Below are 24,041 nucleotides of genomic sequence, written 5' to 3' on the forward strand. Positions count from 1 at the left end.
CCTGTGGCTCCATGCAATCATCGATGACGGATGAGAACGTGATGGCTGTTTCGACGCTAATTGTGATAGTCCATGGCCATGATTGACCAGCATAAGCACCTCTGGCCGGGCGTCCCGCTCGCTCTCGGCTCCGCCATTCTGTTCGGGGCATCCGCACCGCTTTCCAAGCTGCTCATGGGATCGATCGATCCCTGGCTGCTGGCGGGCATCTTGTATGTGGGAGCTGGTCTCGGCCTTGCTGTTGTTCATTGGGGACGCCGACTGATCGGGCTTCCCAACGTCGAAGCCCCGCTTCAGAAGGCGGACACTCCCTGGCTTGCCGTGGTGGTGTTGTTTGGTGGCGTTCTCGGCCCGCTCTTCCTGATGCTGGGTCTTTCGCGTACCTCCGCATCGTCGGGATCGCTGCTCCTCAATCTTGAGGGACTGGCGACCATGGGCATTGCGTGGCTCGTCTTTCGGGAGAATGTCGACCGGCGGCTGTTGCTGGGCGCTGCTGCCATCCTCGCGGGCGCGGTCCTGCTGTCGTGGAACGGCGAAACCCTCCAGCTCGATGTGGGCAGCCTGCTGATCGCAGCCGCCTGCCTGTCATGGGGCATAGACAACAACCTGACCCGCAAGTTGTCGTCGGCCGATCCAGTTCAAATCGCCATGATCAAGGGCCTGGTCGCCGGTGCGACCAATCTTGTGCTGGCGCTCGGATTTGGCGCGACGCTGCCGAACGCCGTCCTTGTCGGAGCCGGCGGCCTAGTCGGATTCCTGGGTGTTGGGGTCAGCCTCGTAATGTTCATGCTGGCGCTTCGCCATCTGGGGACGGCCCGGACGGGGGCGTACTTTTCCTTGGCGCCGTTTATCGGTGCGGTGCTGGCGATCGTTGTTTTTGGTGAAGCCGTGACGGTCCAGCTGGTCGCGGCCGGCGTCCTCATGGGAATTGGCCTGTGGCTGCATCTGGCCGAGAGGCACGACCATGAGCACGAACACGAGGCTCTCGAACATGAGCACGCGCATGTCCATGATGAACATCACCAGCACACGCACGACGGCCCGGTCACCGAACCCCATTCGCATTGGCATCGTCATGCCCCTCTGAGGCACAAGCACCCGCATTTCCCCGACCTGCACCATCGCCATTCACACGACTAGCGGATAAAAATCTGCCCCTTGGATCCCGGCAGTTACCTCCGTCGCTGTCGCTGAAAAGCGTCCGGACACGGCCGGGTGCAGAAGTTCCAATGCCGCACGAGGGTGTCCGGCGCCCCTTCGGTTGTTCGTCACACCGAGGAAGCGGCGTGCAGTTTATGCCCGGCGTCACTTTTGCGTTGTGTCGCCGCAAGCTATTGTGAAGACCCCGCGGTGGAGGTTTTGCAGCATGGCGAAGCTCGTCTTTGGAATGAACCAATCGCTGGACGGCTACGTCGACCACACGGCGTTTGGACCAAGCCCCACGCTCTTCCGTCACTTCATCGAGGAGGCGCGCGCTCAGGCGGGCAGCGTGTACGGTCGTCGCCTCTATGAGGTCATGCGCTATTGGGATGAGGAACATCCCGAGTGGGACGCGGAGGAGCGCGACTTTGCGGAGGCGTGGCGGAACCAGCCGAAGTGGGTCGTGTCGCGCTCGTTGAAGTCGGTCGGCCCCAACGCCACACTTGTCGCCGATGACCTCGAGGCGGTGATCCGTGGGCTGAAGGCACAACTCGTCGGAGAGATCGAAGTCGGCGGACCGGACCTGGCCCGGAGCCTGACCGACCTCGGCCTTGTTGATGAGTATCGTCTCTACATCCACCCCGTCGTGCTTGGTAGTGGAAAGCCATTGTTCGCCGGCCCGCGGCCACGGCTTCGCCTCGTTTCCACCGACCAGATTGACGAGGACGTGGTCAGGTTGACATACGTTCCGGCTTGACCGCGCGTCTTGCAGACGGACTGCGGTGACCGCCAGGCCCGCGTCCAGCATGAGCCAGGGGTGCAGGCTTGAAATCGTGTACCCTCCGTTACCGCTCATTTGCCGGTTGCATATTTCGATGAACGGCTCATCCTGCCCACCGAACTTTGGCTTCTGAGCGAGTTCACTTCAGAGAACCCTACGCAATGGTCAGCCTGCAAGCTTGCAGTGCATTTCATCCAGTTGGAGGGAGAAAACATGAACATTCGGGATGGAGAGACACCTAGGAAACAATCGCTGAACATCAACCGGCGCGACCTGCTGCTTGGCGGAACCGTGTTGGCTGCCGCCGCAACAGCGGCTGGAGGCACTGCAGTCGGCACTGCACTTGCCCAGGAAACGGGCGCTGCCGCAAGCATCAAGCCCAACATCCTTGTCATCTGGGGAGATGACATCGGTATCTGGAACATCAGCCACAACAATCGCGGCATGATGGGATACATGACCCCGAACATCGACCGGATTGCTGATGAAGGCCTGTCCTTCACCGATTACTATGGCCAGCAAAGCTGCACCGCGGGCCGGGCAGCATTCATCGGTGGCAACGTCCCGGTTCGCACCGGCATGACGAAAGTCGGTCTTCCAGGCGCCAAGGAAGGCTGGCAGGCGAGCGACGTGACAATGGCCACGATCCTCAAGAGCCAGGGCTATGCCACAGGTCAGTTCGGCAAAAACCATCAGGGCGACCGTGACGAACACCTTCCGACCAATCACGGCTTCGATGAGTTTTTCGGAAATCTCTATCACCTGAATGCCGAGGAGGAACCCGAGAACAGGGACTATCCGAAGAACCCGGAGTTTCGAAAGAATTTCGGTCCGCGCGGCGTCATCAAGGCGAGTGCCGACGGAAAAGTCGAAGATACCGGTCCGCTGACAAGGAAGCGGATGGAAACGGTCGACCAGGAGACACTCGATGCGGCGAAGAACTTCATCACGCGCCAGAATCAGGCTGGACAGCCGTTCTTCGTGTGGTGGAACGCGACACGCATGCACTTCCGTACCCACGTGAAGGAGGCAAACACCGGCATTTCGGGGCCTGACGGCGACGAGTATCATGACGGCATGGTCGAGCACGATAGGATGGTGGGCGATCTCTTGAAGCTGCTCGACGAACTCGGCATCGCCGACAACACCGTCGTCATGTACTCGACCGACAACGGACCGCACTACAACACCTGGCCCGACGCAGGTACGACACCTTTCAGAAGCGAGAAGAATTCGAACTGGGAGGGTGCCTATCGTGTTCCGGCCTTCGTGCGCTGGCCCGGTCACTTTCCAGCCGGAAAAACCCTGAACGGGATCGTCGCCCACGAGGACTGGCTGCCGACTTTCGCAGCCATCGCCGGCGCACCGGATATCAAGGACAAGCTCTTGACCGGCGTCGATCTCAATGGTCGCCACTACCGCAACTACATCGATGGCCACAACCAGCTGGATTACCTGGAAGGCAAGGCCGACAAGTCGCCACGCAGCGAGTTCTGGTATGTGAACGATGACGGCCAGATCGTTGCGGCGCGCTATGATGCGTGGAAGGTCGTGTTCCTCGAGAACCGGGGCGAAGCCTTCGGTGTCTGGCGCGAGCCCTTCGTCGAACTGCGCGTGCCACTGCTTTTCAACCTGCGCCGCGACCCGTTCGAAAAAGCGCAGCATAACGCCAACACCTACAACGACTGGTTCCTGGAACGCGTCTTCGTCATCGTTCCGATCCAGGGCATGGCGGCACAGTTCCTGCAAACGATGAAGGACTATCCGCCAAGCCAATCGCCCGGATCGTTCAACCTCAGCAAGATCGAAGCGAGCTTGCGGGGAGCAGGCGGAGGTGACTGACCTCACGTTCTCCTCGTCCGGCCCTCCGGGGCCGGACGTCCGTTCTCGGCCAACCTGGCCTGGCGATTCCTATCTCATTGACATCAGGGTCGTGATCAGCCCGGCCCAGCCAGGCTTCACGATCGAGCAATATCGCTCGCTGCCATTCTTTCGGGACCTGTCGAAATGGGCGGACCAGGTGGCCGAAGCCTTGAGGCTGGCGGGAATGCCCGAGCGCTGATCAAGCGCAACATCGGCAGGCCGGTTCTTGCGCCGAAGAGCACTCTCCGTCGCGGCGGAATCAGCCATTCGAAACCGGTCGATTCCGGCCCGCTGACCGGAAAACCTCGAGCGGTCGCTTGTGATCGATTGCGAACGCAATCGGCTTTAACCGCAGCATTTTGTGGTGGACGCAGGATCGCAACAGGACGACGACCTGGTTTGCTCTTCCGGCAAGCGGTCACGCGGTTTGCAGGTCGCAGGCCGCGGAACCAATTCAACATGCACGGTCCCGCTGCGAACGATCGGGGCAGTCGCGCAATAGAGCTGCATCGGGCGCTCGCCGTCGCTGACCTCAAAGGTCAATCGGGCCGATCCATCGAGCTTCACGTGCTCGGACACTTTGCCGATGATGGAGCAAAATTTCCCCGCGGGCATGTGAGTGCGGTCGCTTTCCTGGATATCCCACAGCTGCACGAAGATTTCGAACCAGGCTTCAGGATTGGCCCCGCAGTCGAGCGCCGAGAATTGCCCGGCCTTCACCTCGGTGACGTGGTAGCCGGATTTGATCGGGCGTCCATCGTAGTGAAACACCAAAGGCAAATCCGTTGCCTCGCTCAATCCATCCAACAATTCACCGAGAGTCAGGTCGCTGGTCCGGACAGGGGGCTTGTCGTGAACATTCATCTGCGTTAATCCATATTTCAACGTTTCAAGGATTGTTGAAATATGGATGAACGTCAAGCCCTCGACGCATTCGGTGCGCTCTCCCAGGAAACACGTTTGCAGATTATCCGCATGCTCGTCGTGGCAGGACCGGAGGGCATGGCGGCAGGGTCGATTGCCCAACAGCTTGAAGTCTCCGCCTCGAACGTCTCGTTCCATCTCAAGGAACTGGATCGTGCAGGCCTTGTCAGCCAGCAGCGCGACGCGCGCTCGATCATCTATACGGCCAACTATGAAGCGCTGAGCGGTCTGGTCCGCTTCCTCATGGAGGATTGCTGCTCTGGTCATCCCGACGTTTGCCTGCCAGCCACTGCGGCAGCAGCGTGTTGCCCGCCCTTGAAGGACAATGTGCGGTGACGGAACCGATGGCCATAAACGATTTTCCGATCTCGCGCCGGCTCGTGTCGGAGGCCCTCGGGACGGGACTTTTGGTCGCTACCGTGGTCGGTTCGGGCATCATGGCGGACAAGCTGACTACCGACGTGGCTCTCGCGCTGCTTGGCAATACGCTTGCGACGGGTGCAATGCTCGTCGTCTTGATATCAGTGCTGGGGCCAATATCAGGTGCCCATTTCAACCCGGTCGTTTCCCTGGTCTTCTTCATGCGTCGGGAACTCGGCGCAACGCGGGCTCTTGCTTATATGCTTGTGCAGGTTCTCGGCGGCATCGCCGGGACACTGCTTGCCCACGCGATGTTCGAGCTGCCATTGCTGCAAATTTCGACGATGAGCCGCACCGGTACGGCGCAATGGCTGGCTGAGGCGACCGCCACCTTTGGCCTCGTCTTTGTGATCCTTGCCGGGCTGCGGTTCCGCGCCGAGACTGTCGCCTGGCTGGTCGGTCTCTACATCGCCGCCGCCTACTGGTTCACCGCCTCCACCTCGTTCGCCAACCCGGCCGTGGCAATCGCCCGTTCGCTGACCAACACCTTTTCCGGCATCCGTCCGGTCGATCTCCCGGGCTTCGTTGCCGGGGAAGTCCTTGGCGCATTGCTGGCGTTCGCACTGGTGCGATGGCTTCTGCTCGAGCCTCGCACCGCCCAGTCTCCATCCGGACAGGAGTTTGCCCCATGACCATGGACGTCACGATCTATCACAATCCGGACTGCGGCACCTCACGCAATGCCTTGGCGATGATCCGGAACGCCGGCATCGAGCCGACCGTAGTCGAATATCTCAAGGCTCCGCCAAGCCGCGAACAACTCGCAAGGATGATTGCCGATGCAGGTCTGACCGTCCGCCAGGCCATCCGTGAGAAGGGTACGCCCTACGTCGAGCTTGGTCTCGATAACCCCGCCCTCACTGACGATGAGTTGCTCGATGCGATGGTGAGGGATCCGATCCTGATCAACCGCCCGTTCGTCATCAGCTCCCTGGGCACGCGCCTCGCACGGCCTTCGGAGATGGTCCTGGACATCCTGCCTGATGCGCCGAAAGGTCCCTTCACGAAGGAGGACGGCGAACAGGTTCTGGACGCCGGAGGTAAGCGCCTTATCTGAAGACATGCATCTTTGATCTCAGCAACTGAGCCCATCGCCGGTTCCGGCAGCCGATCACACATCTTGAACCAACCGCGCGTGGCCTGTTGCGGTCATTCGATAATCCCAAGATTGCAGCGCCGATCTCGTCAACTTCAGCAGGAAAGTGTATTTTCAGGCGCGTTCCTGTTGATGCACAGCGTTCCAGGAACCTGCATGCACAGCCGTATTCGTCCCGATATCTTCAGTGGAGGGAATAGAGATGGCATCGATAGCACGCACCCTTGCAGTCGCAACCATGGTCTCGGCAACCGCCGCTGCATTTGGCGGGTACGAGGCCGCCGCTGAAACGGAAGCCCTGAGACCACCAGCCATCCTCACGCCCGACACGGTGGACACCCGGATCGGAAAGCTCGAGTTCAATGATGGCGCACCGAGCAGCGAGACGCTTCAGAGGGTCTACGACAATCTCGATTTCTCCCACGCATTCGAAGCGTTCATGAACACGATGCAAGGGGTCAGCATCGCAGCGCTGGACAAGGGCCTTCAGAGCATCGGAGTGAAACACAATGAAGTTCTGATCTACTCCAAGCTCATGGACGCCAGTTCGCTGTTCCTGACCGCCAACGCCGACACCATCTACTTTTTCGGCGTCCTCGATCTGAGCAAGGGCCCGATGGTGCTGGAAGTGCCGCCCAGGGTGCTCGGCGCCATTGATGACTATTGGTTTCGCTGGGTGACGGATTTCGGCGCTCCAGGGCCTGACCGCGGGGAGGGCGGCAAATATGTCATCGTGCCTCCGGGCTATGAAGGTCAGTTGCCGGAGGGAGGATTCTACGTTGCCCGTTCCAGAACGAACAAGGTTCTGTGGTTTGGCCGCGCTTTCATGGAGAAGAGCGATCCCGCTCCCGTGGCGGCTGCCATCAAGACGCAAACCAAGGTCTTTCCCTATCAGGTCGGGGGCGTGGGAACGAGCGTCGCGTCGTTCCTGACGGGCAAGGCCAGGATGGGCAAGATTGCCGAACCGCCCGCGACCGTTTTCCATGAGGGCACCGGCGTGCCCGTCAATACGGTGCCTCCGAGCGACTATAGCTACTACGAGATGCTGAACGAGATCGTGCAAAACGAGCCAGCAACGTCTCTCGATCCGGAGCAGGCGGGATCACTGGCCGCGATCGGCATCGTCAAGGGCAAGCCGTTTGCACCGGACGAGCGCATGAAGAAGATACTCGAAGAGGCGGCGGCTCTGGGGAACGCATCGTCGCGGAGCCTCTTCATGGCTCCGCGCGATGAGAGCTGGTTCTACTATCCCAATTCGTCATGGTCGAACCTGCTCTTCCAGACGGGCTATCAGTTCGAAACCCCGATCCCCGAAATCACCACGAGTGGTGTGAAGCCCTATCCGAGCACCGGATATCGCACTCTCGATGGGCGAACCTATTTCTTCTATGGGATCACCGGCATCACGCCGGGAATGGCGATGCGACTGCCGGGGCTTGGGTCCCAATACCTCCTGACGATGGCGGATTCGAACAAGGAGTTTTTTGACGGAGGCAAGACCTACAAGGTGGTGCTGCCGAAGGGAATTCCGGAGGCGAACTTCTGGTCGTTCACGCTGTACGACAACCAGACGCGGTCCATGCTCGACACGCCCCAGCGTTATCCCCGCGCGGGCAGCCAGAGCTTCCCGTCACCTGCCGCTAAAGCCGGCGCCGATGGTGTCACCACCATCTATTTCGGGCCTTCCCAGCCGAAAGGGATTGCACGCGGAAACTGGATACAGACGATGCCCGGTAAGGGGTACTTCGTGATCTTACGTCTCTACAGCCCGCTGGAACCTTTCTTCACCAGGGAGTGGCGACCGAGCGAAGTCGAACTCGTCAGGCAATAGAGCTTCGTCGAGTGCAGGAGTTCTCAACGCCCTTTACGTGCATCCGACCGTCCCTCTTTCACCAACTCCGCGGTGGCGACTGTCCGTTCGTCACCGGCCAATTGGGCCCGCGCCGGCACGTTCTTCGGAGATGCTTCCGGAAATCCTAAAGCCGTAGGGGCGAGCAACCGGCGCGAGTAAAGACTGCTTCAGGCCCGAAGCAGGCGAACCGAAACATCCCGACGCGCAAGGGCGTTGACGGCATTAGGCCCCGGCACTATTCGATCCATCGGCAAGGGGCGCACCGTGACATCATACTCCGCACTATCATCGACTGCACGAACAGCCATTCCTCGCACGGTATGGATGCTCGGTCTCGTCAGTCTCTTGATGGATGTTTCGTCAGAGATGGTGCAGACGCTTCTGCCATTCTATCTTGTTTCCGGCCTTGGTGCCTCGGCCCTCGCGGTCGGCATAATAGAAGGATTGTCGGTTGCCATCGCGACAACCACCAAGCTCTTCGCGGGGGTGATTGCGGACTGGACCCACAATCGTAAAATGCTCGCTGTGTTCGGCTATGGTCTTGGCGCGATTTCAAAATTCCTTTTTCCTATTGCCTCGTCGGTAGATTGGATCGTCGCGGCAAAGGCCATTGACCGTGTCGGCAAGGGACTCCGCGGAACCCCGCGTGATGCCCTCATCGCCGATGTGACGCCCCCAGATATCAGGGGCGCTGCATTTGGGCTTCGGAAATCGCTGGATACGGTGGGAGGGTTTGCAGGGCCGCTCGCTGCAATCGCGTTGATGCTTGCGTTGAACAACGATGTGAGCGTGATCTTCTGGATCGCGACTATTCCTGCCCTCCTCTCCGTCATTGTCCTGGTCTGTGGAGTGTCAGAGCCGAAGCGGCCACCTCGCGAGAGCGGTCCTGCGCTTCGCGTACGGGACATCATCAAGCTGAATAGCTGGACATGGATTGTAATCGGTGCGGCGTGTGCGCTCACCTTTGTTCGCTTCAGTGAAGCGTTCCTGCTTCTGAAGTCACAAGACTCGGGTTTCCAACCCGCGTGGGTGCCAATCACAATGGTGATTATGCATGCCGTGTATGGACTGACCGCTTACCCGGCAGGGCGGTTGTCGGATACGATCGGCCGAACCGGTCTTCTTGCCGCAAGCGTTGGCATTCTTGTTCTCGCCTATGCGGTTCTGGCATATGCTAACTCAATCAGTATCTTCCTGCTCGGCACTATCCTGTGGGGTCTTCACATGGGCCTGTCGCAAGGCTTGCTTGCGACGCTCATTTCAGAGGCCGCGCCGCAGCATCTGAAAGGTACAGCATTCGGCGTTTTCAACCTGATGACCGGTGTAGTGGTGTTGATCGGTAACATCATCGCCGGCTTGTTGTGGGACCGCTATGGCTCATTCGCTACATTTGCGGCGGGCGCAAGCCTCTCGTTACTAGCGCTGCCCGTGCTGATCGCTGTTTCACGATATCCCGCCAAATTGGATCGTTGATTTTAAGTGACAAAGGCCATCCGCCCTCAAACAGGTGCCACAGGGTTGAATCTTGTCCTTCAAGTTTACGCTAGCGGCGCGAAGCCGACGTCCTGATCGCGAAGCCCGCAATCGACTGCGCAAATTGCCCGCGCGCCTGACCTAACTCGCCAGGGCGAGCCCGCCGTAGCGGGTGACTTCGTTCTTGATTTCGGTGACGAGGGTGTCGAGCGCAGGGTTCCTCGCCTTTCTGGCGCGGCGCACGACGTAGGCCAGGGCAGGAGGCGCGGGAAGCCCGTGGGCAACGATCTGCATCTGCGAATTGAGGTGGCGCTGGCTGAGGAGCGCTACCCCCATGGCAGAGGTAACCGCGGAGACTATCCCCGCGGCGCTTGCACATTCGAATACGGTTTCCAGGACCACGCCGCCGTCTTGCCCTATGTCCAGGGCCCATTTGCGGTAGAAGCACTCGTCGTCGAAAGACAGAAACGGGATCGGGCCGTGCTCCGACAATGACAGCTCCGCATGCTTGACCCAATGAAGCTGCTCGCGGAAGAGAACGGCATCCGTCGGGCGGACCTCATGGGCGAAAACCTGCACGATGGCAGCGTCCAGCTCTCCCTTTTCCAGCATCTCCCGCAGAATCAGGCTCATGCGCACTTTCGTCCGGACCGAGACCTGAGGGTGCAGACGGCGGAAGCGTCCCAATATGCGGGCGAGGTCTGTGCAGGCCGTGTCCTCGGTGAGCCCGAGGGCGATGCGTCCCGAAAGCGAGGTCTTGGACAGGCTCGAGAGCGCCTCGTCGTGGAGGCCGAGGATACGTCCCGCATAGTCCAGCAACTCCTCTCCGGCGGCCGTGAACGTCGGTCCGGCCGATTTGCGGCCGAGCAGTTCGCAATCGAGGCTCGTTTCCAGCCGCCGGATCTTGTGGCTGACGGCGGATTGCGACAGGCCCAGCGCCTCGGCGGCACGCGTGACCCCGCCATGATGGCGCACTGCGCACAGCGCCCTGAGGGCATCGATATCCAGGCGTCGGCTGTTGAACTTGGTCATTTCTCATGTTCCGGCACGATCTGGCCAACATGGTGCAGATCTTCGGCCGTCTACACAAGTTTCCATTAAAGTTTTGACCTGTTTGTCATCGCGCCATCGAAATTTGTCATGTGCGTCGGCATGAGCAGTCGCGTATCAGCGGGTGACAAGACCGACATCCGGGATCCTCATGACCAACCAATCTGCAGTCCACGCCGCACCCGCCAAGCATCGCTTCCTTTGGCCCCTGATGGCCTCCCTGCTGGTGATTGGCTGGAGCTCCGGCTTCGTCGGTATTCGCTATGCGAGCGAGGAGGCGAGCGTGGTGCTCGTCCTGTTCTGGCGCACGCTTCTTTCTGGGCTGATCCTGCTGCCCTTTGCGCTGGCGATAGGCCCGCGGCTGCGGCTGCGCGCGGTGCGGGACCAGATGCTTTTCGGCGTGATGTCGGTATTCCTGTATCTCGGTGGCTTTGCGCTGGCGATCGAACAGCGGGTACCGACCGGGCTCGTTGCCCTGATCTCCGACCTTCTTCCGCTGGCGATTGCGGCCTTGTCCCAACCGGTTCTCGGCGAGCGGTTGAACGCGCGGCAATGGACCGGCACGGCCATCGCGGTGGCAGGCGTACTGATCGTTTCGTTCGATAGCCTGAGCATCGGCAGTGCTCCGGTCTGGGCCTATGGTCTGACCGTAGGCTCGATGCTTGTCTTCGCGGTCGCCTCCGTTCTGCTCAGGCGGAGCCGGGCGACGCAGATGCCCGTGCATCAGAGCCTTTGCATCCATACGCTTACGGGCTCGGTACTGTTTGGTCTCTGTGCCCTGATGCAGGGCAATGTGGCCCCGCCGATGACCGAGAATTTCGCGATCGGCATGCTGTGGCTGGTGCTGATCGCAACATTCGCCGCGTATTCGATCTATTACACCAGCCTGCGCCTGTTTCCGGTGGCGCAGGTCAGCGCCGCCATCTACCTCAGCCCGCCGGTCACCATGCTGTGGGCCTGGGCACTTTTCTCCGAACCCTTGACCACGGCAATGTTTGTCGGATTGGCGGTGACGATGGTGGGCGTCTGGATGACCACCCGAGGCTGATCGGCTGCGGCGTGCCCCAGGCTTCGAACATCCTCTCCCTCTGCATTGCGGGCGAGGGCGCACTTCTGCCCTTGGCTCATAGCGAGGCGGACCGGGACCAAGCTATTGTCCTTTTCGATGCTCCTGCATTTCCTCGCCTACGAAACAATTGTAGCCCGCGCGGTCATCCACGCGTTTCAAGGGTCCCTCCAACCGTTTCAGTTCGCTGACGTTCGGTCCCAGTATCTCGACGATGAGCTTGTGAAGGATGGCCTTCTCAATGTGGCCAAGCTCGGAGACCTTCAGCAGGAAGGCCCCGTCTCCGCCTATCACGCAATTCTCGTAGTAGGCGTCGAGATCCGGTATCGAAGCGGAATCGGAACGTGTCAGCATGATGGGCAGTCCATCGATGACGATGCCTTGCGCGACTGTCGAGTTACGGGCGACCGGTGCCGGAACGCCGGCGTTGTTCGGTCCGTCGCCCGAGATGTCGATGACGCGGCGCAGTCCCCGGACCTGGTTGATCTGAAAGAGCTTCCGGGAAAAGGCAAGGGTATTGGAAATGGAAGTGAAGGAGATTCGTCTCATCGGTTGCCGGCTGAGGGTCTCCGAGAATTGAAGTGCGGTGGCGGGACCATCGATCAGCGTCCAGGGCACGATCTGGACAGCAGACCCGCCCCACTCGACATAGGTCACCGCAATTCTGCCGAGGGGTCCGCTCTCTATTGCTCTGATGAGTTCGGGTTGGAGAAAGGCATTCACGTAGCCTTGGCGTTGAATGCGTTGTTCATCGATCTCCATCGAATAGGAAACGTCGACGGCAAGTACGAGTTCGAGATCGACGTCAGCTGAAGACAGTCCGCCGGGCGTGCTGCCTCCCAGAACGGCAAAGCAAACAACAAACGCGCATCGCAGCTTCATTTGAACAGCAGGTCCGGTGCCCGACCATACTACGCCGGCTGCGCGCACGCGCAATGCAGGGACGCGCGCGCACGTCTGGCTGCGAAATGGTGCGCCGCGGACAGCGGTCGATGCCGGACGGCTTTGGCGCGGTCCCTTGATACGGGGTCAGACCGAATGGCAGTCACGGGACGCCGGCCTTGTGCGGACGCTGCAGCACCCTTTTGAGATCGACGTGGCGCCTGAACGCAAATTCGCATGCGACACAAGCAGGCCCGTAAATTCGCTCCGGGGAGCGGCAATGCGGCCATCGGTAAGGGATGCGGGGAGAGGAACAAGCGAGTAGAATGGGACTTTCTGGTTTAGCGACTGGAAGGGGTGTTGGATATGGACAAGACAGCCGCAGCATTGCTCGCAGAGGAATACATGCGCCTGGGCGGGCACAGGCGGGCAAAGATCGACGACAACATTGTCACCACCCGAATATGGGAGCACGAAACTCCCGAAGCCGAAGCCTTCTGGAACGAGAAAATCGAGCCTCTCGACGAACGCCACCGCCGGGAAGTCGTAACGCTCTTGCCTTCCATCAATGAGGTCTAGGTTCACGTGGAGCAGCGCGTCCTCGAGTGATGCCCTGTTCGCGTTGACGCAATGCCAGTCGGGTGATGCCGGCGGCATCTGTCGCTGCTGCCGTCGTTCATCGTGTGATCGGCGAAGGGGGATTGTGCAATGCACGCCAATTCTCTTGCCAGCGCCTCTCGCCATTGTTTAGCATCGGGTCGTTTCAAACCGGAACGATTAGCTCCATGACATTTGCACGGCGCCGCCGACTTGTGAGACGGCAACGCAGTTCCGTCGGCCTCGCGCTCGTCGCGGCCATATCCTTCCTCGCCGGGATGACAGACGCCATCGGCCTCCTGTCCGTCGGAGACTTCGTATCGTTCATGAGCGGAAACACCACGCGGGCGGCCGTGGCGATCGCAGGAGGGGATTTTTCCCGGGCCGTCCTGCTCTTGCTGGGATTGACGGCCTTCGTCATCGGCAATGCCGGCGGTGTCATCATCGCCACGCGATACCGCCCACACGCGGTCCTGCTGACGGTGTCCGCGATGCTTGCCCTTGCCGCCTTGATAGCTGACTTCAGGGAAGCGCGCTTTCTGCTGCTGATCCTTGCGATGGGGACCATCAATGCCTCGGTCGAACAAATCGAGGGGCTGCCGATCGGATTGACCTATGTGACGGGTGCGCTCTCGCGGTTCGGCAGGGGGCTCGGTCGCTGGGTCATCGGCGTAAGAAACAACCAGTGGCTTGTTCAATTGGTGCCATGGTCGGGCATGCTTGCCGGGGCCATAGCCGGCGCGTTCCTTCATCTGCGGGCTGAGAACCTTGCGATCTGGGTACCGTTCTTCGTTGCCGCCTCGCTGACACTCGTCGCAATTCGTATTCCGCGGCGATGGTCGAGCAGGTACGTGCAACGCTGACGAAGACCGAGGCAGCAGGGTCTTGTCCTATGCCTCAGCTACGCCATTTCCCTTGCTTCCGGTGGATCTTAGGACGTGCTAAGATTTTTGCCAGGAGGAGATGGTCATGGAAAACTTTCTTGCACTGCTCGCCATTGTCGTCGGAAGTGCCGTGCTTGGGCTAGTGCTTGCCTATGGCATGCGCTGGCAGAGGGAAACGCATCGACCACCCAGCCATGACGACGCCAGCCCGAAGTTCTGAAAAAGGGTACATTTCCGTGGGGGGCGGGCATATGCCTGACAGAGGCCGCCTCGTGGCGCTTCTTCCCCGTCTACGGAGCCAGTTCTCATCGGCGATCCGGGAACCGCGCGCGCTCCCTCACGACCCAGCGCATGGACTGCGTCGGTTGGCGCTGGAAAATCTCCCCTGTCAGCGCAGCACGAAAGGCCGGGCCTAGCCCGCCCCCTCTCAACATCGCCCCAACAGCGAGTGTCCCCCATCCTTAGCCACCGCAAGCAAGATCGTGCGCACTTCATGAATCGTCGCGTTTCGACCTTGTTTGGCCTGATCACAGAAGTTGCCGGCGCGATGGCCGCGTGCGGTCGCCGGTTCACCGCTTGACCCTGCCGATGAGTCTGTGACCGCTCCTTGAGTGTTAACTGCGGATTAGCGTTGTTTCCAATCGATACAACTCTGGGTCATTTCCGGCGTTGCCGGATCGCTTCTGGGCGCGCTACCAAGATGACAGGAACGCCAAGGAGAAGATGAAATGGCAACGATAAACCTCAAAGGATTTTCAAAGAGCAGTGGGGTCGATTTCGTCGCGCTCCTGAGCGAAGACCTGCAGGACATCCTTGACTATGACAGCGAGAAATTCACCAGCACTTCCATAAAGTTCTCGGACAATTCCAAAAACTACATGAAGTTCGACGGAACCGGACTGAAGTACAGCGTCAAGAACGGAGAGGTTGTCGGAATCACCGCAGGTACGCTTACCGGTCTCACCATCGTTTCCGAGGGCAGCACGATCATTTCGGCGAGCAACCTCAAGGTGAGCGGCAAGTCGCTGGCGTCGGCGTTCGACTCGGGCAGCACGTCCAAGTTCGTGAACCTTCTGCTGGCCGGCAGCGACACGATCACCGGAACTTCCTACGGCGACAACTTCTTTGCCGGCGCGGGCAACGACAAGGTCCAGGGGCTTGCCGGCAACGATACGCTGGACGGCGGCGCGGGCAACGACAAGCTCTACGGCGGCAGCGGCAATGACACGCTGAAAGGCGGCACCGGCAAGGACCTGCTGGACGGTGGCACGGGCAAGGATGTGCTCTATGGCGGGGCGGACAGCGACACCTTCGTCTTTTCGACGGGCTACGGATCGGACAGGATCAAGGATTTCGATGCTGTTGGTTCCGACCACGACATACTCGATCTTTCGGGGCTGAAGTCCGTAACGAGCTTCAAGGACCTCAAGGCGAACCACCTGACGGTCGACGGTTCGAGCATCGTCATCGATGGCGGCAATGGCGACAAGATCGTGCTGGAGAAGGTCAAGCTCGCCGATCTCGATGCAGCGGACTTCCTGTTCTGACGAACGCGCTTCACCGAAACGTAAAACGCCCGGTCATGAACCGGGCGTTTTGCATTGAAGACCATTTGGGTGGCGACTAGGAGCCGCCGGCGCCCTCGAGCCCGACTAGGGCGATCTTCGGGTAGCCGGCCGAGCGGAGAAGGTTCATCACATCCATAAGCGCTCCGTAGTCGACAGCCTTGTCGGCGCGGATGAGGATGCGGGTATCCTTGTTGCCTTCGGTGACTGCGTCGATCTCCGGACCGAAGTTGTCGCGAGCGATCGTGCCGTTGCCGATGGAAACGGAAAGGTCCTTCTTCAGCGTGAGGAACACGGGCTTGTCCTCGCGCGGGCAGGCTTGGCGACCGAGGAGGGAAGGTCGACATTGATATCGACCGTGGCAAGCGGTGCCGCGACCATGAAGATGATCAGCAGCACGAGCATGACGTCGATGAAAGGCGTAACGTTGATCTCGCTGTTCTCCTCGAGATCGTCGCCGGCATTTTCCCTGATCTTGCTCGCCATGGTCTATCCGATCCGCACCAACGGGTCATGCTTCTCGCCTGCGCGTTCGCTACGCAGGCCGGCGACGCGAAGCGTGCGCCGCACGTCGAGGTCGCGGCTGACGAGACGCTCGATAGCGGCGGAAGCGTCAGCAAGGTTCTGCCGATAGCCGGTGATGGCGCGAGCAAGGAAGTTGTAGATCACGACGGCCGGTATGGCAGCGACAAGGCCGATGGCGGTCGCGAGCAAGGCTTCGGCGATACCCGGCGCCACGATCGCGAGGTTTGTCGTCTGCGCCTTCGAGATGCCTATGAACGAGTTCATGATCCCCCAGACGGTGCCGAAGAGGCCGACGAAGGGAGCGGTGGAGCCGATCGTGGCAAGGAGGCCCGTGCCCTTGGCCACACGCCGTCCGGCAGAGACTTCCATGCGCGAAAGGCGGGAGGCGACACGCTCCTTGACGCCACCGTCAGACACGTGATCGAGCACCTTCTCGGAGCTTGTCATTTCGGCACGCGCTGCACGGGTCATCTGGGCGGCGATGCTGCGGCTCCGGCCAAGCGCTTCCTCGGCATCCTGAAGCCCGTTGGCATTGGTGAGCAACCTCACAGCACGGCGAACCGAGCGCTGGGTCGCCGCAAGTTCCAGGAGTTTCGCAAGCAGAACGGTCCAGGTGACGACGGAGGCGAAGGCAAGGCCGATCATGACCCCCTTCACCACCAGGTCCGCCGCCATGAACATGCCCCACGGGGAAAGGTCGTGGGGAAGGCCTGCCTGCCGTTCGCCAGCCGGCAGGGGAGCCTCGACCAGCGTCTCTGTCTCGCCAAGCGGCTCTGACAGTTCGGTCTCGGTATCCACGGTCGGTTCAGCGCCATCGGGGTGTGCCACGGTTGGCTGCGCCGCGGTTTGCTGATCCACGGGAGCTTGCTCCGTCGCCCCGGCCGGCGTGTTCTCCTCGACTTTGGGAACGACAGCTTCGGCCGGCTTTTCTTCGGACGCGATGGTAGCCTGTGGCTCGGTGGCGGTCGCAGGCGTCTCCTGGGCAACGGCTGCCGGGGTGACGGGCAGCAGTGCCAGAAGCGCTATCGAAAACAACAATGATGACCGTCTAGACACGGTTTAGTCCTCTTTCCATTCGGCGTGACTCAAGGGGCAGGCGGCGCTCGGCCGCATCATGGAAGTGCCCGCATAACGTTCCGTTCCTTACGACATTCAACGGTTAGGAGGCAATGTTATGTTGAGTATAAATATCATGATATTTGTCGAAATCGCTGGGAGAGGGCCAGTTGGTCCCCGGTTTTCGCGCCACTCCACGGGCAAAATGACATCGGAAAGTCAGCATTTTTGGAGGTCAATCGCAGCGGAAGATATGGACACCCGCACCGAAAGCGAACTAAGACAGGCATCGACACTATGGACGATCGACCGGCGCGCGCCGGCGATTACGGCTTACTGGCAGGGCGAAAGATGATTGACTACAAGGCAGCGCGAACCAAGATGGTCGACAACCAGATCCGTACGACGGATGTGACGTCCCATTCGGTCCTCAACGCGTTTCTGACCGTGCAGCGCGAAGAGTTCGTGCCGGCAAAGTCGAAGGCGCTGGCCTACATCGACAACGACATCAACTTGAAGTCGGGTCGCTACCTGATGGAGCCATCGCCCCTCGCCAAGCTGATCCAGCTTGCGGCAGTACAGCAGGGCGACGTCGTTCTCGAAATCGGCTGCGGCACGGGTTATGCCTCCGCGATCCTCTCGATGCTCGGCGGCTCGGTGGTCGCTCTCGAAAGTGACGAGGAACTGGCCGCCCAGGCAACCGAAACACTCGCTCGCCTTGGCTACGACAATGTCGCCGTCGTGACGGGTGAACTCGAAAAGGGCTACGCTCCCGAGGCGCCCTTTGACGTGATCTTCGTGCACGGCGCCGTCGAACTGGTGCCTGAGGCGCTCCTGGAGCAGCTGCGCGATGGCGGACGACTGGTGACGGTTCAGGGCTATGGCAACGCATCGCAGGCGCGTCTCTATATTCGCGAGCTGGGCAAGACGTCGGAGCGCGGTGTTTTCAACACGTCGGTGAAGCCGCTGCCGGGGTTCCGCAAGGCGCGCGAATTCGTGTTCTAAGACCGCTTTCGCAGGCGCTGTTGCTTGCGGCGAGGCTCGCGGTGCATGTAGGGGCGGGTGCCGTTCTTGCCTGCGAGGGTTCGTGTAACTGCAGGAATGCCTCCTGCATCAAGGTTTTTCCCGGGTCGCCGGGGCATGCGGGCCGGTACAGGCCCGCGCGTCGAGGCGGGGAACGAGGAAGCGCTGCAGCGGGCGGAGGAGCGGGGGCTCGCCAGGCAGTCAATGTGGAGAAAGTATTCGTGCGTTTTCGTCGCAGCAGCCCATTCATCGCCGCTCTCGCTTCCGTGATGCTGATAATGCCTCATGGCGCAGCCGCGGAAACGATCACCGGCGCGATGGCCAAGGCCTATGAGAACAATCCGGACCTGAATGCCGCACGTGCAGCGCTGCGCGCAATCGACGAGAACGTGACGATCGCAAAGTCGGCGATGCGGCCGCAGATCAGTGGCGTTGCCCAGGCAGAGGCAACGCGTACCCTCTACGATAAGCAGCTTTGCTCTGGCACTTCGGTCGGCGGAAACTGCTTTGGCTCCTCGTTGAGGAGAAGTGACACCTTCAGTTCTGCCTATGGCCTCACGATCTCGCAGCAGATCTTCGACGGATTCCAGACGCTGAACAGGGTGCGTTCGGCCGAATCCAACGTGCTGGCCAATCGCGAGGCGCTGCGTGCGGAGGAAATTTCCACGCTGCTTTCCGCGGCCGAGGCCTATGCCAACATCGCGCGCGACCAGCAGATCGTATCGATCCGCAAGCAGAACCTGCAATTCCTCCAGGAACAGCTCAATGCCGCCGAGGCACGGCTCCAGGTCGGCGAGGGGACGCGGACCGACGTCGCGCAGGCGGAAGCCGAGCTTGCAGAGGCGCAGGCGCTGCTCGTGCGCGCCGTAGCCGTGCTGAAGCAGAGCGAGGCAGCCTATGTGCAGATCGTAGGCGAGGCGCCGGAGGGTATCAAACAGCCATCCCCGGCCACAAGGGCCATGCCGAAGAGCCTCGATCAGGCGGTCGCGATGGGGCTCAAGGAGCACCCGACTATTCTGTCGGCGCAACGAAACGTCGATTCGGCCGGCTACAACGTGAAAGCCGAGGAAGGGGCGATGCTTCCGGGCGTTTCGCTGCAGGGCGAGGTCGTCAAGTCGGTCAATGGCTCCAGCAGCACGAACGATAACCTCAGCGGCACGATCAGCGCCCGTGTAACCGTGCCGCTCTACCAGGGTGGTGCCGAGTACGGCGCGATCCGGCAGGCCAAGGAACGTCTCGGCCAGCAGCGCATTCTGGTCGATTCGGCCCGCCTCGAGGTCCAGCGGACAATCGTCTCCGCTCACGCGGAGCTGGAGGCGGCACTCGCAAACATCACCGCCAGCAGGTCCCAGATCAGCGCGGCCAACCAGGCGCTCCAGGGCGTCATCGAGGAGCGCAACGTGGGGCAGCGCACGACGCTCGACGTCTTGAATGCGCAGCAGACCGTCCTCGATGCGCGCGAAAGCCTTGCGATCGCCCAGCGCAACGCCGTCGTCGCCAGCTACTCGCTGATCGCGGCTACCGGTCGCCTGACGGTCGCAAGCCAGAACCTCAGGGTCGCGGAGTACCGCTCCGAGGAGCACTACGAGGCCGTCAAGGACAAGTGGTTCGGCCTTCGGACCGTCGACGGACGCTGACGGCGTTTTTCAATCCATCTGAACCTCGTTCTCCAGCCTTCCGCAGGCGGCTCCCATGGGCCTCCGGCGCAAGGGGACTCCCGTGCTCGCTCGCTGATTCTATGGCGGAAAAAACAAATCTGTGCATCACTTGTTACAGCTGATTCGCGGGATTTTGTTCGCATCGTGACTCACCTACTGTCTACGCAGAAGCGGGACCTTTCCTTCGAAAGCCAGCGTGACGTCGCAGAGAACGGGAATTTGAAATGGCTCAGCCGAATGTAGCGCGTGAACCGTCCATGGATGAAATCCTGGCGTCCATTCGCAAGATCATCGAAAACAACGAGGCCCAGCCCGATTTGGCACCCGACGCGGATATGGCGGAGGATGTGGAAGCCGGTTCTTTCAGCGGTGCGGAAGCCAGGCTCGACGCCGAGCTGATGAACGTCACCCTGACCGTCGACGACGAGTCCGGTACAGAAAAGACGTTCTCGCGCGTCGAGATCTCCGAAGTGGCGGCAGCGCAGCCCGCGTTGTCGCTCGCAGACGTCGCTGCACGCGTTCGTGCGGCCTCCGAACGGAATGCCTACGCCCGGGAGCCGGAAAAGGCCCGCGAAATTGATCCGCCGCAAGCCGCCCGCAGCGAAAGCCCCCTCGTGACGTCCCTCATGGGTCCGCAAGCGGTGGCGGCAAAGCCCGCAGACGTATCGCAGCCGGTCCACAAGCCGTCCGCCGAAGCCTCGTTCCGCCCCGAATTGGACCCGGTCGTGGCCCCGGCGCGCAGCGTACCGCTTCCCATTGTTCATGCCGAACCCGAGCAAGTGTCCTCTTCGCCCCGCGAACCGCAGGCGTTGATATCGCCGGCGGTCGGCGAGCGAGTCGCTCAGTCGTTCGGGACGCTCGCGCAGGCAATTGACAGCGGCCCGCGTCGCTCCTTCGACGAGATCGCCGAGGAAATGCTGCGCCCGATGCTTCAGGAGTGGCTCGACGATAACCTGCCGACCCTGGTGGAACGACTTGTGCGCGAGGAAATCGAACGAGTGGCTCGCGGGCCACGCAGGTAAGGCGTTCGCTCTCTGTCAGATGAAATGCGCGGATTGGAAGCCGCTCCGGTGCCGGAGCGGCTTTTGACGTGTTATTGTTGACACCGTCTCTGCCATCCGGTTTACAAGCCCCCGACAACAATCAGCAGGCGTGGCCCGAAATGCTCGAAAAAACCTATGATTCCGCCGCCGTTGAGCCGCGAATTGCCAAAGTGTGGGAAGAGGCGGACGCGTTCCGCGCAGGCCGTGGCGCAAAGCCCGGCGCGGAGACGTTCAGCATCGTCATTCCCCCGCCGAACGTGACCGGCTCGCTCCACATGGGGCATGCACTGAACAATACGCTGCAGGACATTCTGGTTCGATTCGAGCGCATGCGCGGCAAGGACGTGCTGTGGCAGCCCGGCATGGACCATGCGGGTATCGCCACGCAGATGGTGGTCGAGCGCAAGCTGATGGAACAACAGCTCCCGGGCCGACGCGAGATGGGCCGCGAGGCTTTCGTCGAGAAGGTCTGGGAATGGAAGGCTGAATCGGGCGGGTTGATCTTCAACCAATTGAAGCGCCTCGGTGCGTCCTGCGACTGGTCCCGCGAACGCTTCACCATGGACGAGGGGCTCTCCGAGGCCGTCCTGGAAGTCTTCGTGTCGCTCTACAAGGAAGGGCTGATCTACAAGGACAAGCGCCTGGTCAACTGGGATCCCAAGCTCCTGACGGCGATCTCCGATCTCGAGGTCGAGCAGGTCGAGATGACCGGCAATCTCTGGCATCTGCGCTACCCCCTGGAACCGGGCGTGACGTATCGGCACCCCGTCGTATTCGATGCCGATGGCGTGCCGACGGAGTTCGAAACGCGCGACTATCTGGTTGTCGCCACGACGCGTCCCGAGACGATGCTGGGCGACACCGGCGTCGCGGTACACCCCGATGACGAGCGTTACCGGGATATCGTGGGCAAGCATGTCATCCTGCCGATCGTCGGGCGTCGTATTCCGATCGTTGCGGATACCTATCCGGATCCGGAAGCCGGCACCGGCGCGGTCAAGATGACGCCCGCACATGACTTCAACGACTTCGAGGTCGGCCGGCGCACGGGACTTCGCGCGATCAATGTTCTTACGATCGACGGCAAGATCACCATCAAGGAGAACGAGGACTTCCTCGAAGGACTGGATTCCCCGGCCGCCCTCCATGGTGCGTGGGACCGTCTCGAAGGCACCGACCGCTTCGAGGCCCGCAAGATCATCGTCGAGATCATGGAAGAGGCCGGTCTCGTTGACCGGATCGAGCCGCACAAGCACACCGTTCCGCACGGCGACCGCGGCGGCGTTCCGATCGAGCCGCGGCTGACCGAGCAGTGGTATGTCGATGCGGCAACGCTCGCAAAGCCCGCGATTGCGTCCGTGCGCGAGGGCCGGACGAACTTCGTGCCGAAGAACTGGGAAAAGACCTACTTCGAATGGATGGAAAACATCCAGCCCTGGTGCGTCTCGCGCCAGCTGTGGTGGGGCCACCAGATCCCGGCCTGGTACGGTCCGGACGGGCAGGTCTTCGTCGAGAAGACGGAAGAGGAGGCGCTTCACGCGGCCATCCAGCACTACCTCGCGCATGAAGGACCGATGAAGGCCTATGTCGAGGATCTCCTGGAGAACTTCAAACCCGGCGAAATCCTGACCCGCGACGAGGACGTGCTCGATACGTGGTTCTCGTCCGCGCTCTGGCCCTTCTCGACGCTCGGCTGGCCGCAGCAGACGACGGAACTCGCCAAGTATTACCAGACCGACGTTCTGGTAACCGGCTTCGACATCATTTTCTTCTGGGTTGCCCGGATGATGATGATGGGCCTGCATTTCATGAAGGACGATGCCGGCGACCCGGTGGAGCCGTTCCACACCGTCTACGTTCACGCTCTGGTGCGCGACAAGAACGGTCAGAAGATGTCGAAGTCCAAGGGCAACGTCATCGACCCGCTTGAACTGATCGACGAGTACGGCGCCGACGCGCTGCGCTTCACGCTTGCAATCATGGCCGCGCAGGGCAGGGACGTGAAGCTCGATCCGGCGCGCATCGCCGGCTATCGCAACTTCGGCACCAAGCTTTGGAACGCGACCCGGTTTGCCGAAATGAACGGCGTTACGGCAGATCCGCAGTTCGTGCCGGAAGCAGCGGCGCTGACGATCAACCGCTGGATCCTGACCGAACTCGCCCGCACCGCGCGCGACGTCACCGAAGCCCTTGAGGGCTACCGGTTCAACGACGCTGCGGGTTCTCTCTATCGTTTCGTATGGAACCAGTTCTGCGACTGGTACCTCGAACTGCTGAAGCCCGTCTTCAACGGCGAGGACGAAGGGGCAAAGGCCGAGTCGCAGGCATGCGCGGCCTATGTGCTGGAGGAGATCTACAAACTCCTGCACCCCTTCATGCCGTTCATGACGGAGGAGCTCTGGGCGCATACTGCGGGCGAGGGCAAGGAACGGCTCGGCCTCATCTGCCAGGCGGAATGGCCGTCTCCGGCTTATGCGGACGACAGCGCGGCCGACGAGATCAACTGGCTGGTCGACGTCGTCTCGGGTATCCGCTCGGTGCGTTCGGAAATGAACGTTCCACCTGCAGCGATCGCGCCGCTGGTTCTCGTCGACGCAAACGCCCTGACGCGCAAGCGCATCGAACAGCACCGCACGGCGATCCGGCGTCTGGCACGCGTGGAAGAGATCGTTTTTGCGGACACCGCTCCAAAGGGTTCCGCCCAGATCGTTGTTGGAGAGGCGACGCTTTGCTTGCCGCTCGGCAGCCTGATCGACCTGTCGGCGGAAAAGGCCCGTCTCGAAAAGGCGATCGACAAGGCGAATGCAGAGACGGGACGCATCAACGGCAAGTTGTCGAACGAGAAGTTCGTTGCCAATGCAAAGCCGGAAGTCGTCGAGGCCGAGCGCGAAAGGTTGGCGGAACTCGAGCAGCAGCTGTCGAGCCTCCACGTAGCCCTCGGACGCGTCAACGAGGCCGGTTAACCGCGCGCCGAACGACCGGAGCACGCGGAACTATCGACGTTCCGCACATCTCCATTGCCCACTGAATCCTAAGCCCTCGCAGCCATTGCGGGGGCTTTTTGTTGCGCCGTGATTTGCACCCGGTGATGCGACTCACTGTGAGATGCAGGAGGTAGTCGCTTCCAGCTGCCATTTATGGTT

The 24,041-nt window shown here is 60.9% G+C and carries 22 protein-coding genes and 1 pseudogene; 18 read left to right on the forward strand and 5 right to left on the reverse strand.

Annotated elements, in window-relative coordinates; all coding sequences use genetic code 11:
• The first annotated feature begins 78 nt into the window (after window positions 1-78).
• From F3Y30_RS12995 to F3Y30_RS13010, 4 genes are all read left to right on the forward strand, one after another.
• Window positions 79-1,140, forward strand: coding sequence for a DMT family transporter (locus tag F3Y30_RS12995; protein ID WP_203423116.1), 1,062 nt, complete (start codon window positions 79-81; stop codon window positions 1,138-1,140).
• Window positions 1,141-1,366: 226 nt separating this feature from the next.
• Window positions 1,367-1,897, forward strand: a complete 531-nt coding sequence (locus tag F3Y30_RS13000) for a dihydrofolate reductase family protein (protein WP_203423117.1) — start codon at window positions 1,367-1,369, stop codon at window positions 1,895-1,897.
• Between the two features lie 237 nt (window positions 1,898-2,134).
• Window positions 2,135-3,763 carry an arylsulfatase gene (locus F3Y30_RS13005; protein ID WP_203423118.1) on the forward strand — a complete coding sequence of 543 codons (1,629 nt, stop codon included), beginning with the start codon at window positions 2,135-2,137 and terminating at the stop codon, window positions 3,761-3,763.
• Window positions 3,756-3,983: a hypothetical protein gene (locus F3Y30_RS13010; RefSeq protein ID WP_203423119.1), complete on the forward strand. Its 228-nt coding sequence runs from the start codon at window positions 3,756-3,758 to the stop codon at window positions 3,981-3,983. Before F3Y30_RS13005 ends, F3Y30_RS13010 begins: the two co-directional genes overlap by 8 nt.
• A 146-nt stretch (window positions 3,984-4,129) precedes the next feature.
• Here F3Y30_RS13010 and F3Y30_RS13015 read toward each other — a convergent pair whose 3' ends face one another.
• Entirely contained in the window at window positions 4,130-4,648 is a 519-nt protein-coding gene (locus F3Y30_RS13015; RefSeq protein WP_203426605.1) for a DUF6428 family protein, read from the reverse strand.
• Between the two features lie 42 nt (window positions 4,649-4,690).
• On the opposite strand from F3Y30_RS13015, the gene F3Y30_RS13020 reads away from it, so the two are divergent.
• The 5 genes from F3Y30_RS13020 to F3Y30_RS13040 all read left to right on the forward strand — a co-directional run bounded on the left by F3Y30_RS13020 (window position 4,691) and on the right by F3Y30_RS13040 (window position 9,549).
• The gene (locus F3Y30_RS13020) at window positions 4,691-5,044 is read left to right on the forward strand and encodes a metalloregulator ArsR/SmtB family transcription factor (protein WP_203423120.1); all 354 of its coding nucleotides are present in this window, start codon (window positions 4,691-4,693) and stop codon (window positions 5,042-5,044) included.
• An 8-nt stretch (window positions 5,045-5,052) separates the two neighbouring features.
• Window positions 5,053-5,760, forward strand: coding sequence for an MIP/aquaporin family protein (locus F3Y30_RS13025; RefSeq protein WP_203426606.1), 708 nt, complete (start codon window positions 5,053-5,055; stop codon window positions 5,758-5,760).
• Window positions 5,757-6,185: an arsenate reductase (glutaredoxin) gene (arsC, locus tag F3Y30_RS13030; RefSeq protein ID WP_203423121.1), complete on the forward strand. Its 429-nt coding sequence runs from the start codon at window positions 5,757-5,759 to the stop codon at window positions 6,183-6,185. The genes F3Y30_RS13025 and arsC overlap by 4 nt, the downstream gene beginning before the upstream one ends.
• Window positions 6,186-6,426: 241 nt before the next feature.
• Window positions 6,427-8,055 (forward strand): DUF1254 domain-containing protein, encoded by a 1,629-nt coding sequence (locus tag F3Y30_RS13035; RefSeq protein ID WP_203423122.1) that lies wholly within the window; start codon window positions 6,427-6,429, stop codon window positions 8,053-8,055.
• Window positions 8,056-8,400: 345 nt separating this feature from the next.
• Window positions 8,401-9,549: an MFS transporter gene (locus F3Y30_RS13040; protein WP_203423123.1), complete on the forward strand. Its 1,149-nt coding sequence runs from the start codon at window positions 8,401-8,403 to the stop codon at window positions 9,547-9,549.
• Between the two features lie 141 nt (window positions 9,550-9,690).
• On the opposite strand, the gene F3Y30_RS13045 is transcribed toward F3Y30_RS13040, so the two are convergent.
• A complete protein-coding gene (locus F3Y30_RS13045) occupies window positions 9,691-10,581 on the reverse strand; it encodes a LysR family transcriptional regulator (RefSeq protein ID WP_203423124.1) in 891 nt (296 codons plus the stop codon).
• Window positions 10,582-10,750: 169 nt separating this feature from the next.
• On the opposite strand from F3Y30_RS13045, the gene F3Y30_RS13050 reads away from it, so the two are divergent.
• On the forward strand, window positions 10,751-11,647 hold the full coding sequence (locus F3Y30_RS13050) for a DMT family transporter (RefSeq protein WP_203423125.1): 897 nt from the start codon (window positions 10,751-10,753) through the stop codon (window positions 11,645-11,647).
• A 102-nt stretch (window positions 11,648-11,749) separates the two neighbouring features.
• Here the strand turns inward: F3Y30_RS13050 and F3Y30_RS13055 are convergent, their stop codons facing one another.
• Window positions 11,750-12,547, reverse strand: a complete 798-nt coding sequence (locus F3Y30_RS13055; protein WP_203423126.1) for a DUF1194 domain-containing protein — start codon at window positions 12,545-12,547, stop codon at window positions 11,750-11,752.
• 366 nt (window positions 12,548-12,913) lie between these two features.
• Between F3Y30_RS13055 and F3Y30_RS13060 the strand changes: the two genes are divergently transcribed.
• From F3Y30_RS13060 to F3Y30_RS13070, 4 genes are all read left to right on the forward strand, one after another.
• Window positions 12,914-13,126, forward strand: coding sequence for a hypothetical protein (locus F3Y30_RS13060; protein ID WP_203423127.1), 213 nt, complete (start codon window positions 12,914-12,916; stop codon window positions 13,124-13,126).
• A gap of 206 nt (window positions 13,127-13,332) precedes the next feature.
• The gene (locus tag F3Y30_RS13065; RefSeq protein ID WP_203423128.1) at window positions 13,333-14,007 is read left to right on the forward strand and encodes a YoaK family protein; all 675 of its coding nucleotides are present in this window, start codon (window positions 13,333-13,335) and stop codon (window positions 14,005-14,007) included.
• A gap of 106 nt (window positions 14,008-14,113) precedes the next feature.
• Complete coding sequence (locus tag F3Y30_RS26610) at window positions 14,114-14,248, forward strand: hypothetical protein (protein ID WP_281435381.1); 135 nt, start codon at window positions 14,114-14,116, stop codon at window positions 14,246-14,248.
• 508 nt (window positions 14,249-14,756) lie between these two features.
• A complete protein-coding gene (locus F3Y30_RS13070; RefSeq protein WP_203423129.1) occupies window positions 14,757-15,575 on the forward strand; it encodes a calcium-binding protein in 819 nt (272 codons plus the stop codon).
• Between the two features lie 76 nt (window positions 15,576-15,651).
• Here the strand turns inward: F3Y30_RS13070 and exbD are convergent.
• Window positions 15,652-16,079 (reverse strand): annotated as a pseudogene (gene exbD / locus F3Y30_RS13075) (TonB system transport protein ExbD).
• A gap of 3 nt (window positions 16,080-16,082) precedes the next feature.
• A complete protein-coding gene (exbB, locus tag F3Y30_RS13080; RefSeq protein ID WP_246752741.1) occupies window positions 16,083-17,174 on the reverse strand; it encodes a tonB-system energizer ExbB in 1,092 nt (363 codons plus the stop codon).
• Window positions 17,175-17,525: 351 nt separating this feature from the next.
• Here exbB and F3Y30_RS13085 point away from each other — a divergent pair, with 351 nt between their 5' ends.
• The 4 genes from F3Y30_RS13085 to F3Y30_RS13100 all read left to right on the forward strand — a co-directional run bounded on the left by F3Y30_RS13085 (window position 17,526) and on the right by F3Y30_RS13100 (window position 23,861).
• Window positions 17,526-18,179 (forward strand): protein-L-isoaspartate O-methyltransferase, encoded by a 654-nt coding sequence (locus F3Y30_RS13085; protein WP_203423130.1) that lies wholly within the window; start codon window positions 17,526-17,528, stop codon window positions 18,177-18,179.
• 287 nt (window positions 18,180-18,466) lie between these two features.
• Window positions 18,467-19,834 (forward strand): TolC family outer membrane protein, encoded by a 1,368-nt coding sequence (locus F3Y30_RS13090; protein WP_203426608.1) that lies wholly within the window; start codon window positions 18,467-18,469, stop codon window positions 19,832-19,834.
• A 245-nt stretch (window positions 19,835-20,079) separates the two neighbouring features.
• Window positions 20,080-20,877, forward strand: coding sequence for a PopZ family protein (locus F3Y30_RS13095; RefSeq protein ID WP_203423131.1), 798 nt, complete (start codon window positions 20,080-20,082; stop codon window positions 20,875-20,877).
• Window positions 20,878-21,017: 140 nt separating this feature from the next.
• On the forward strand, window positions 21,018-23,861 hold the full coding sequence (locus F3Y30_RS13100; RefSeq protein ID WP_203423132.1) for a valine--tRNA ligase: 2,844 nt from the start codon (window positions 21,018-21,020) through the stop codon (window positions 23,859-23,861).
• Window positions 23,862-24,041 lie beyond the last annotated feature (180 nt).

It is taken from the genome of Sinorhizobium sp. BG8, assembly GCF_016864555.1.
Lineage (GTDB): Bacteria > Pseudomonadota > Alphaproteobacteria > Rhizobiales > Rhizobiaceae > BG8.

What these genes read in the sequence shown, in the direction of transcription:
- F3Y30_RS13015 (WP_203426605.1), bottom strand. Translation starts at nt 4,648, where the DNA reads ATGAATGTTCACGACAAGCCCCCTGTCCGGACCAGCGACCTGACTCTC.
- F3Y30_RS13045 (WP_203423124.1), bottom strand. Translation starts at nt 10,581, where the DNA reads ATGACCAAGTTCAACAGCCGACGCCTGGATATCGATGCCCTCAGGGCG.
- F3Y30_RS13055 (WP_203423126.1), bottom strand. Translation starts at nt 12,547, where the DNA reads ATGAAGCTGCGATGCGCGTTTGTTGTTTGCTTTGCCGTTCTGGGAGGC.
- F3Y30_RS13060 (WP_203423127.1), top strand. Translation starts at nt 12,914, where the DNA reads ATGGACAAGACAGCCGCAGCATTGCTCGCAGAGGAATACATGCGCCTG.
- F3Y30_RS13095 (WP_203423131.1), top strand. Translation starts at nt 20,080, where the DNA reads ATGGCTCAGCCGAATGTAGCGCGTGAACCGTCCATGGATGAAATCCTG.
- F3Y30_RS13000 (WP_203423117.1), top strand. Translation starts at nt 1,367, where the DNA reads ATGGCGAAGCTCGTCTTTGGAATGAACCAATCGCTGGACGGCTACGTC.
- F3Y30_RS13040 (WP_203423123.1), top strand. Translation starts at nt 8,401, where the DNA reads ATGCTCGGTCTCGTCAGTCTCTTGATGGATGTTTCGTCAGAGATGGTG.
- arsC (WP_203423121.1), top strand. Translation starts at nt 5,757, where the DNA reads ATGACCATGGACGTCACGATCTATCACAATCCGGACTGCGGCACCTCA.
- F3Y30_RS13025 (WP_203426606.1), top strand. Translation starts at nt 5,053, where the DNA reads ATGGCCATAAACGATTTTCCGATCTCGCGCCGGCTCGTGTCGGAGGCC.
- F3Y30_RS13020 (WP_203423120.1), top strand. Translation starts at nt 4,691, where the DNA reads ATGGATGAACGTCAAGCCCTCGACGCATTCGGTGCGCTCTCCCAGGAA.
- F3Y30_RS13070 (WP_203423129.1), top strand. Translation starts at nt 14,757, where the DNA reads ATGGCAACGATAAACCTCAAAGGATTTTCAAAGAGCAGTGGGGTCGAT.
- F3Y30_RS13100 (WP_203423132.1), top strand. Translation starts at nt 21,018, where the DNA reads ATGCTCGAAAAAACCTATGATTCCGCCGCCGTTGAGCCGCGAATTGCC.
- F3Y30_RS26610 (WP_281435381.1), top strand. Translation starts at nt 14,114, where the DNA reads ATGGAAAACTTTCTTGCACTGCTCGCCATTGTCGTCGGAAGTGCCGTG.
- F3Y30_RS13035 (WP_203423122.1), top strand. Translation starts at nt 6,427, where the DNA reads ATGGCATCGATAGCACGCACCCTTGCAGTCGCAACCATGGTCTCGGCA.
- F3Y30_RS13085 (WP_203423130.1), top strand. Translation starts at nt 17,526, where the DNA reads ATGATTGACTACAAGGCAGCGCGAACCAAGATGGTCGACAACCAGATC.
- F3Y30_RS13090 (WP_203426608.1), top strand. Translation starts at nt 18,467, where the DNA reads ATGCTGATAATGCCTCATGGCGCAGCCGCGGAAACGATCACCGGCGCG.
- F3Y30_RS12995 (WP_203423116.1), top strand. Translation starts at nt 79, where the DNA reads ATGATTGACCAGCATAAGCACCTCTGGCCGGGCGTCCCGCTCGCTCTC.
- F3Y30_RS13065 (WP_203423128.1), top strand. Translation starts at nt 13,333, where the DNA reads ATGACATTTGCACGGCGCCGCCGACTTGTGAGACGGCAACGCAGTTCC.
- F3Y30_RS13050 (WP_203423125.1), top strand. Translation starts at nt 10,751, where the DNA reads ATGACCAACCAATCTGCAGTCCACGCCGCACCCGCCAAGCATCGCTTC.
- F3Y30_RS13005 (WP_203423118.1), top strand. Translation starts at nt 2,135, where the DNA reads ATGAACATTCGGGATGGAGAGACACCTAGGAAACAATCGCTGAACATC.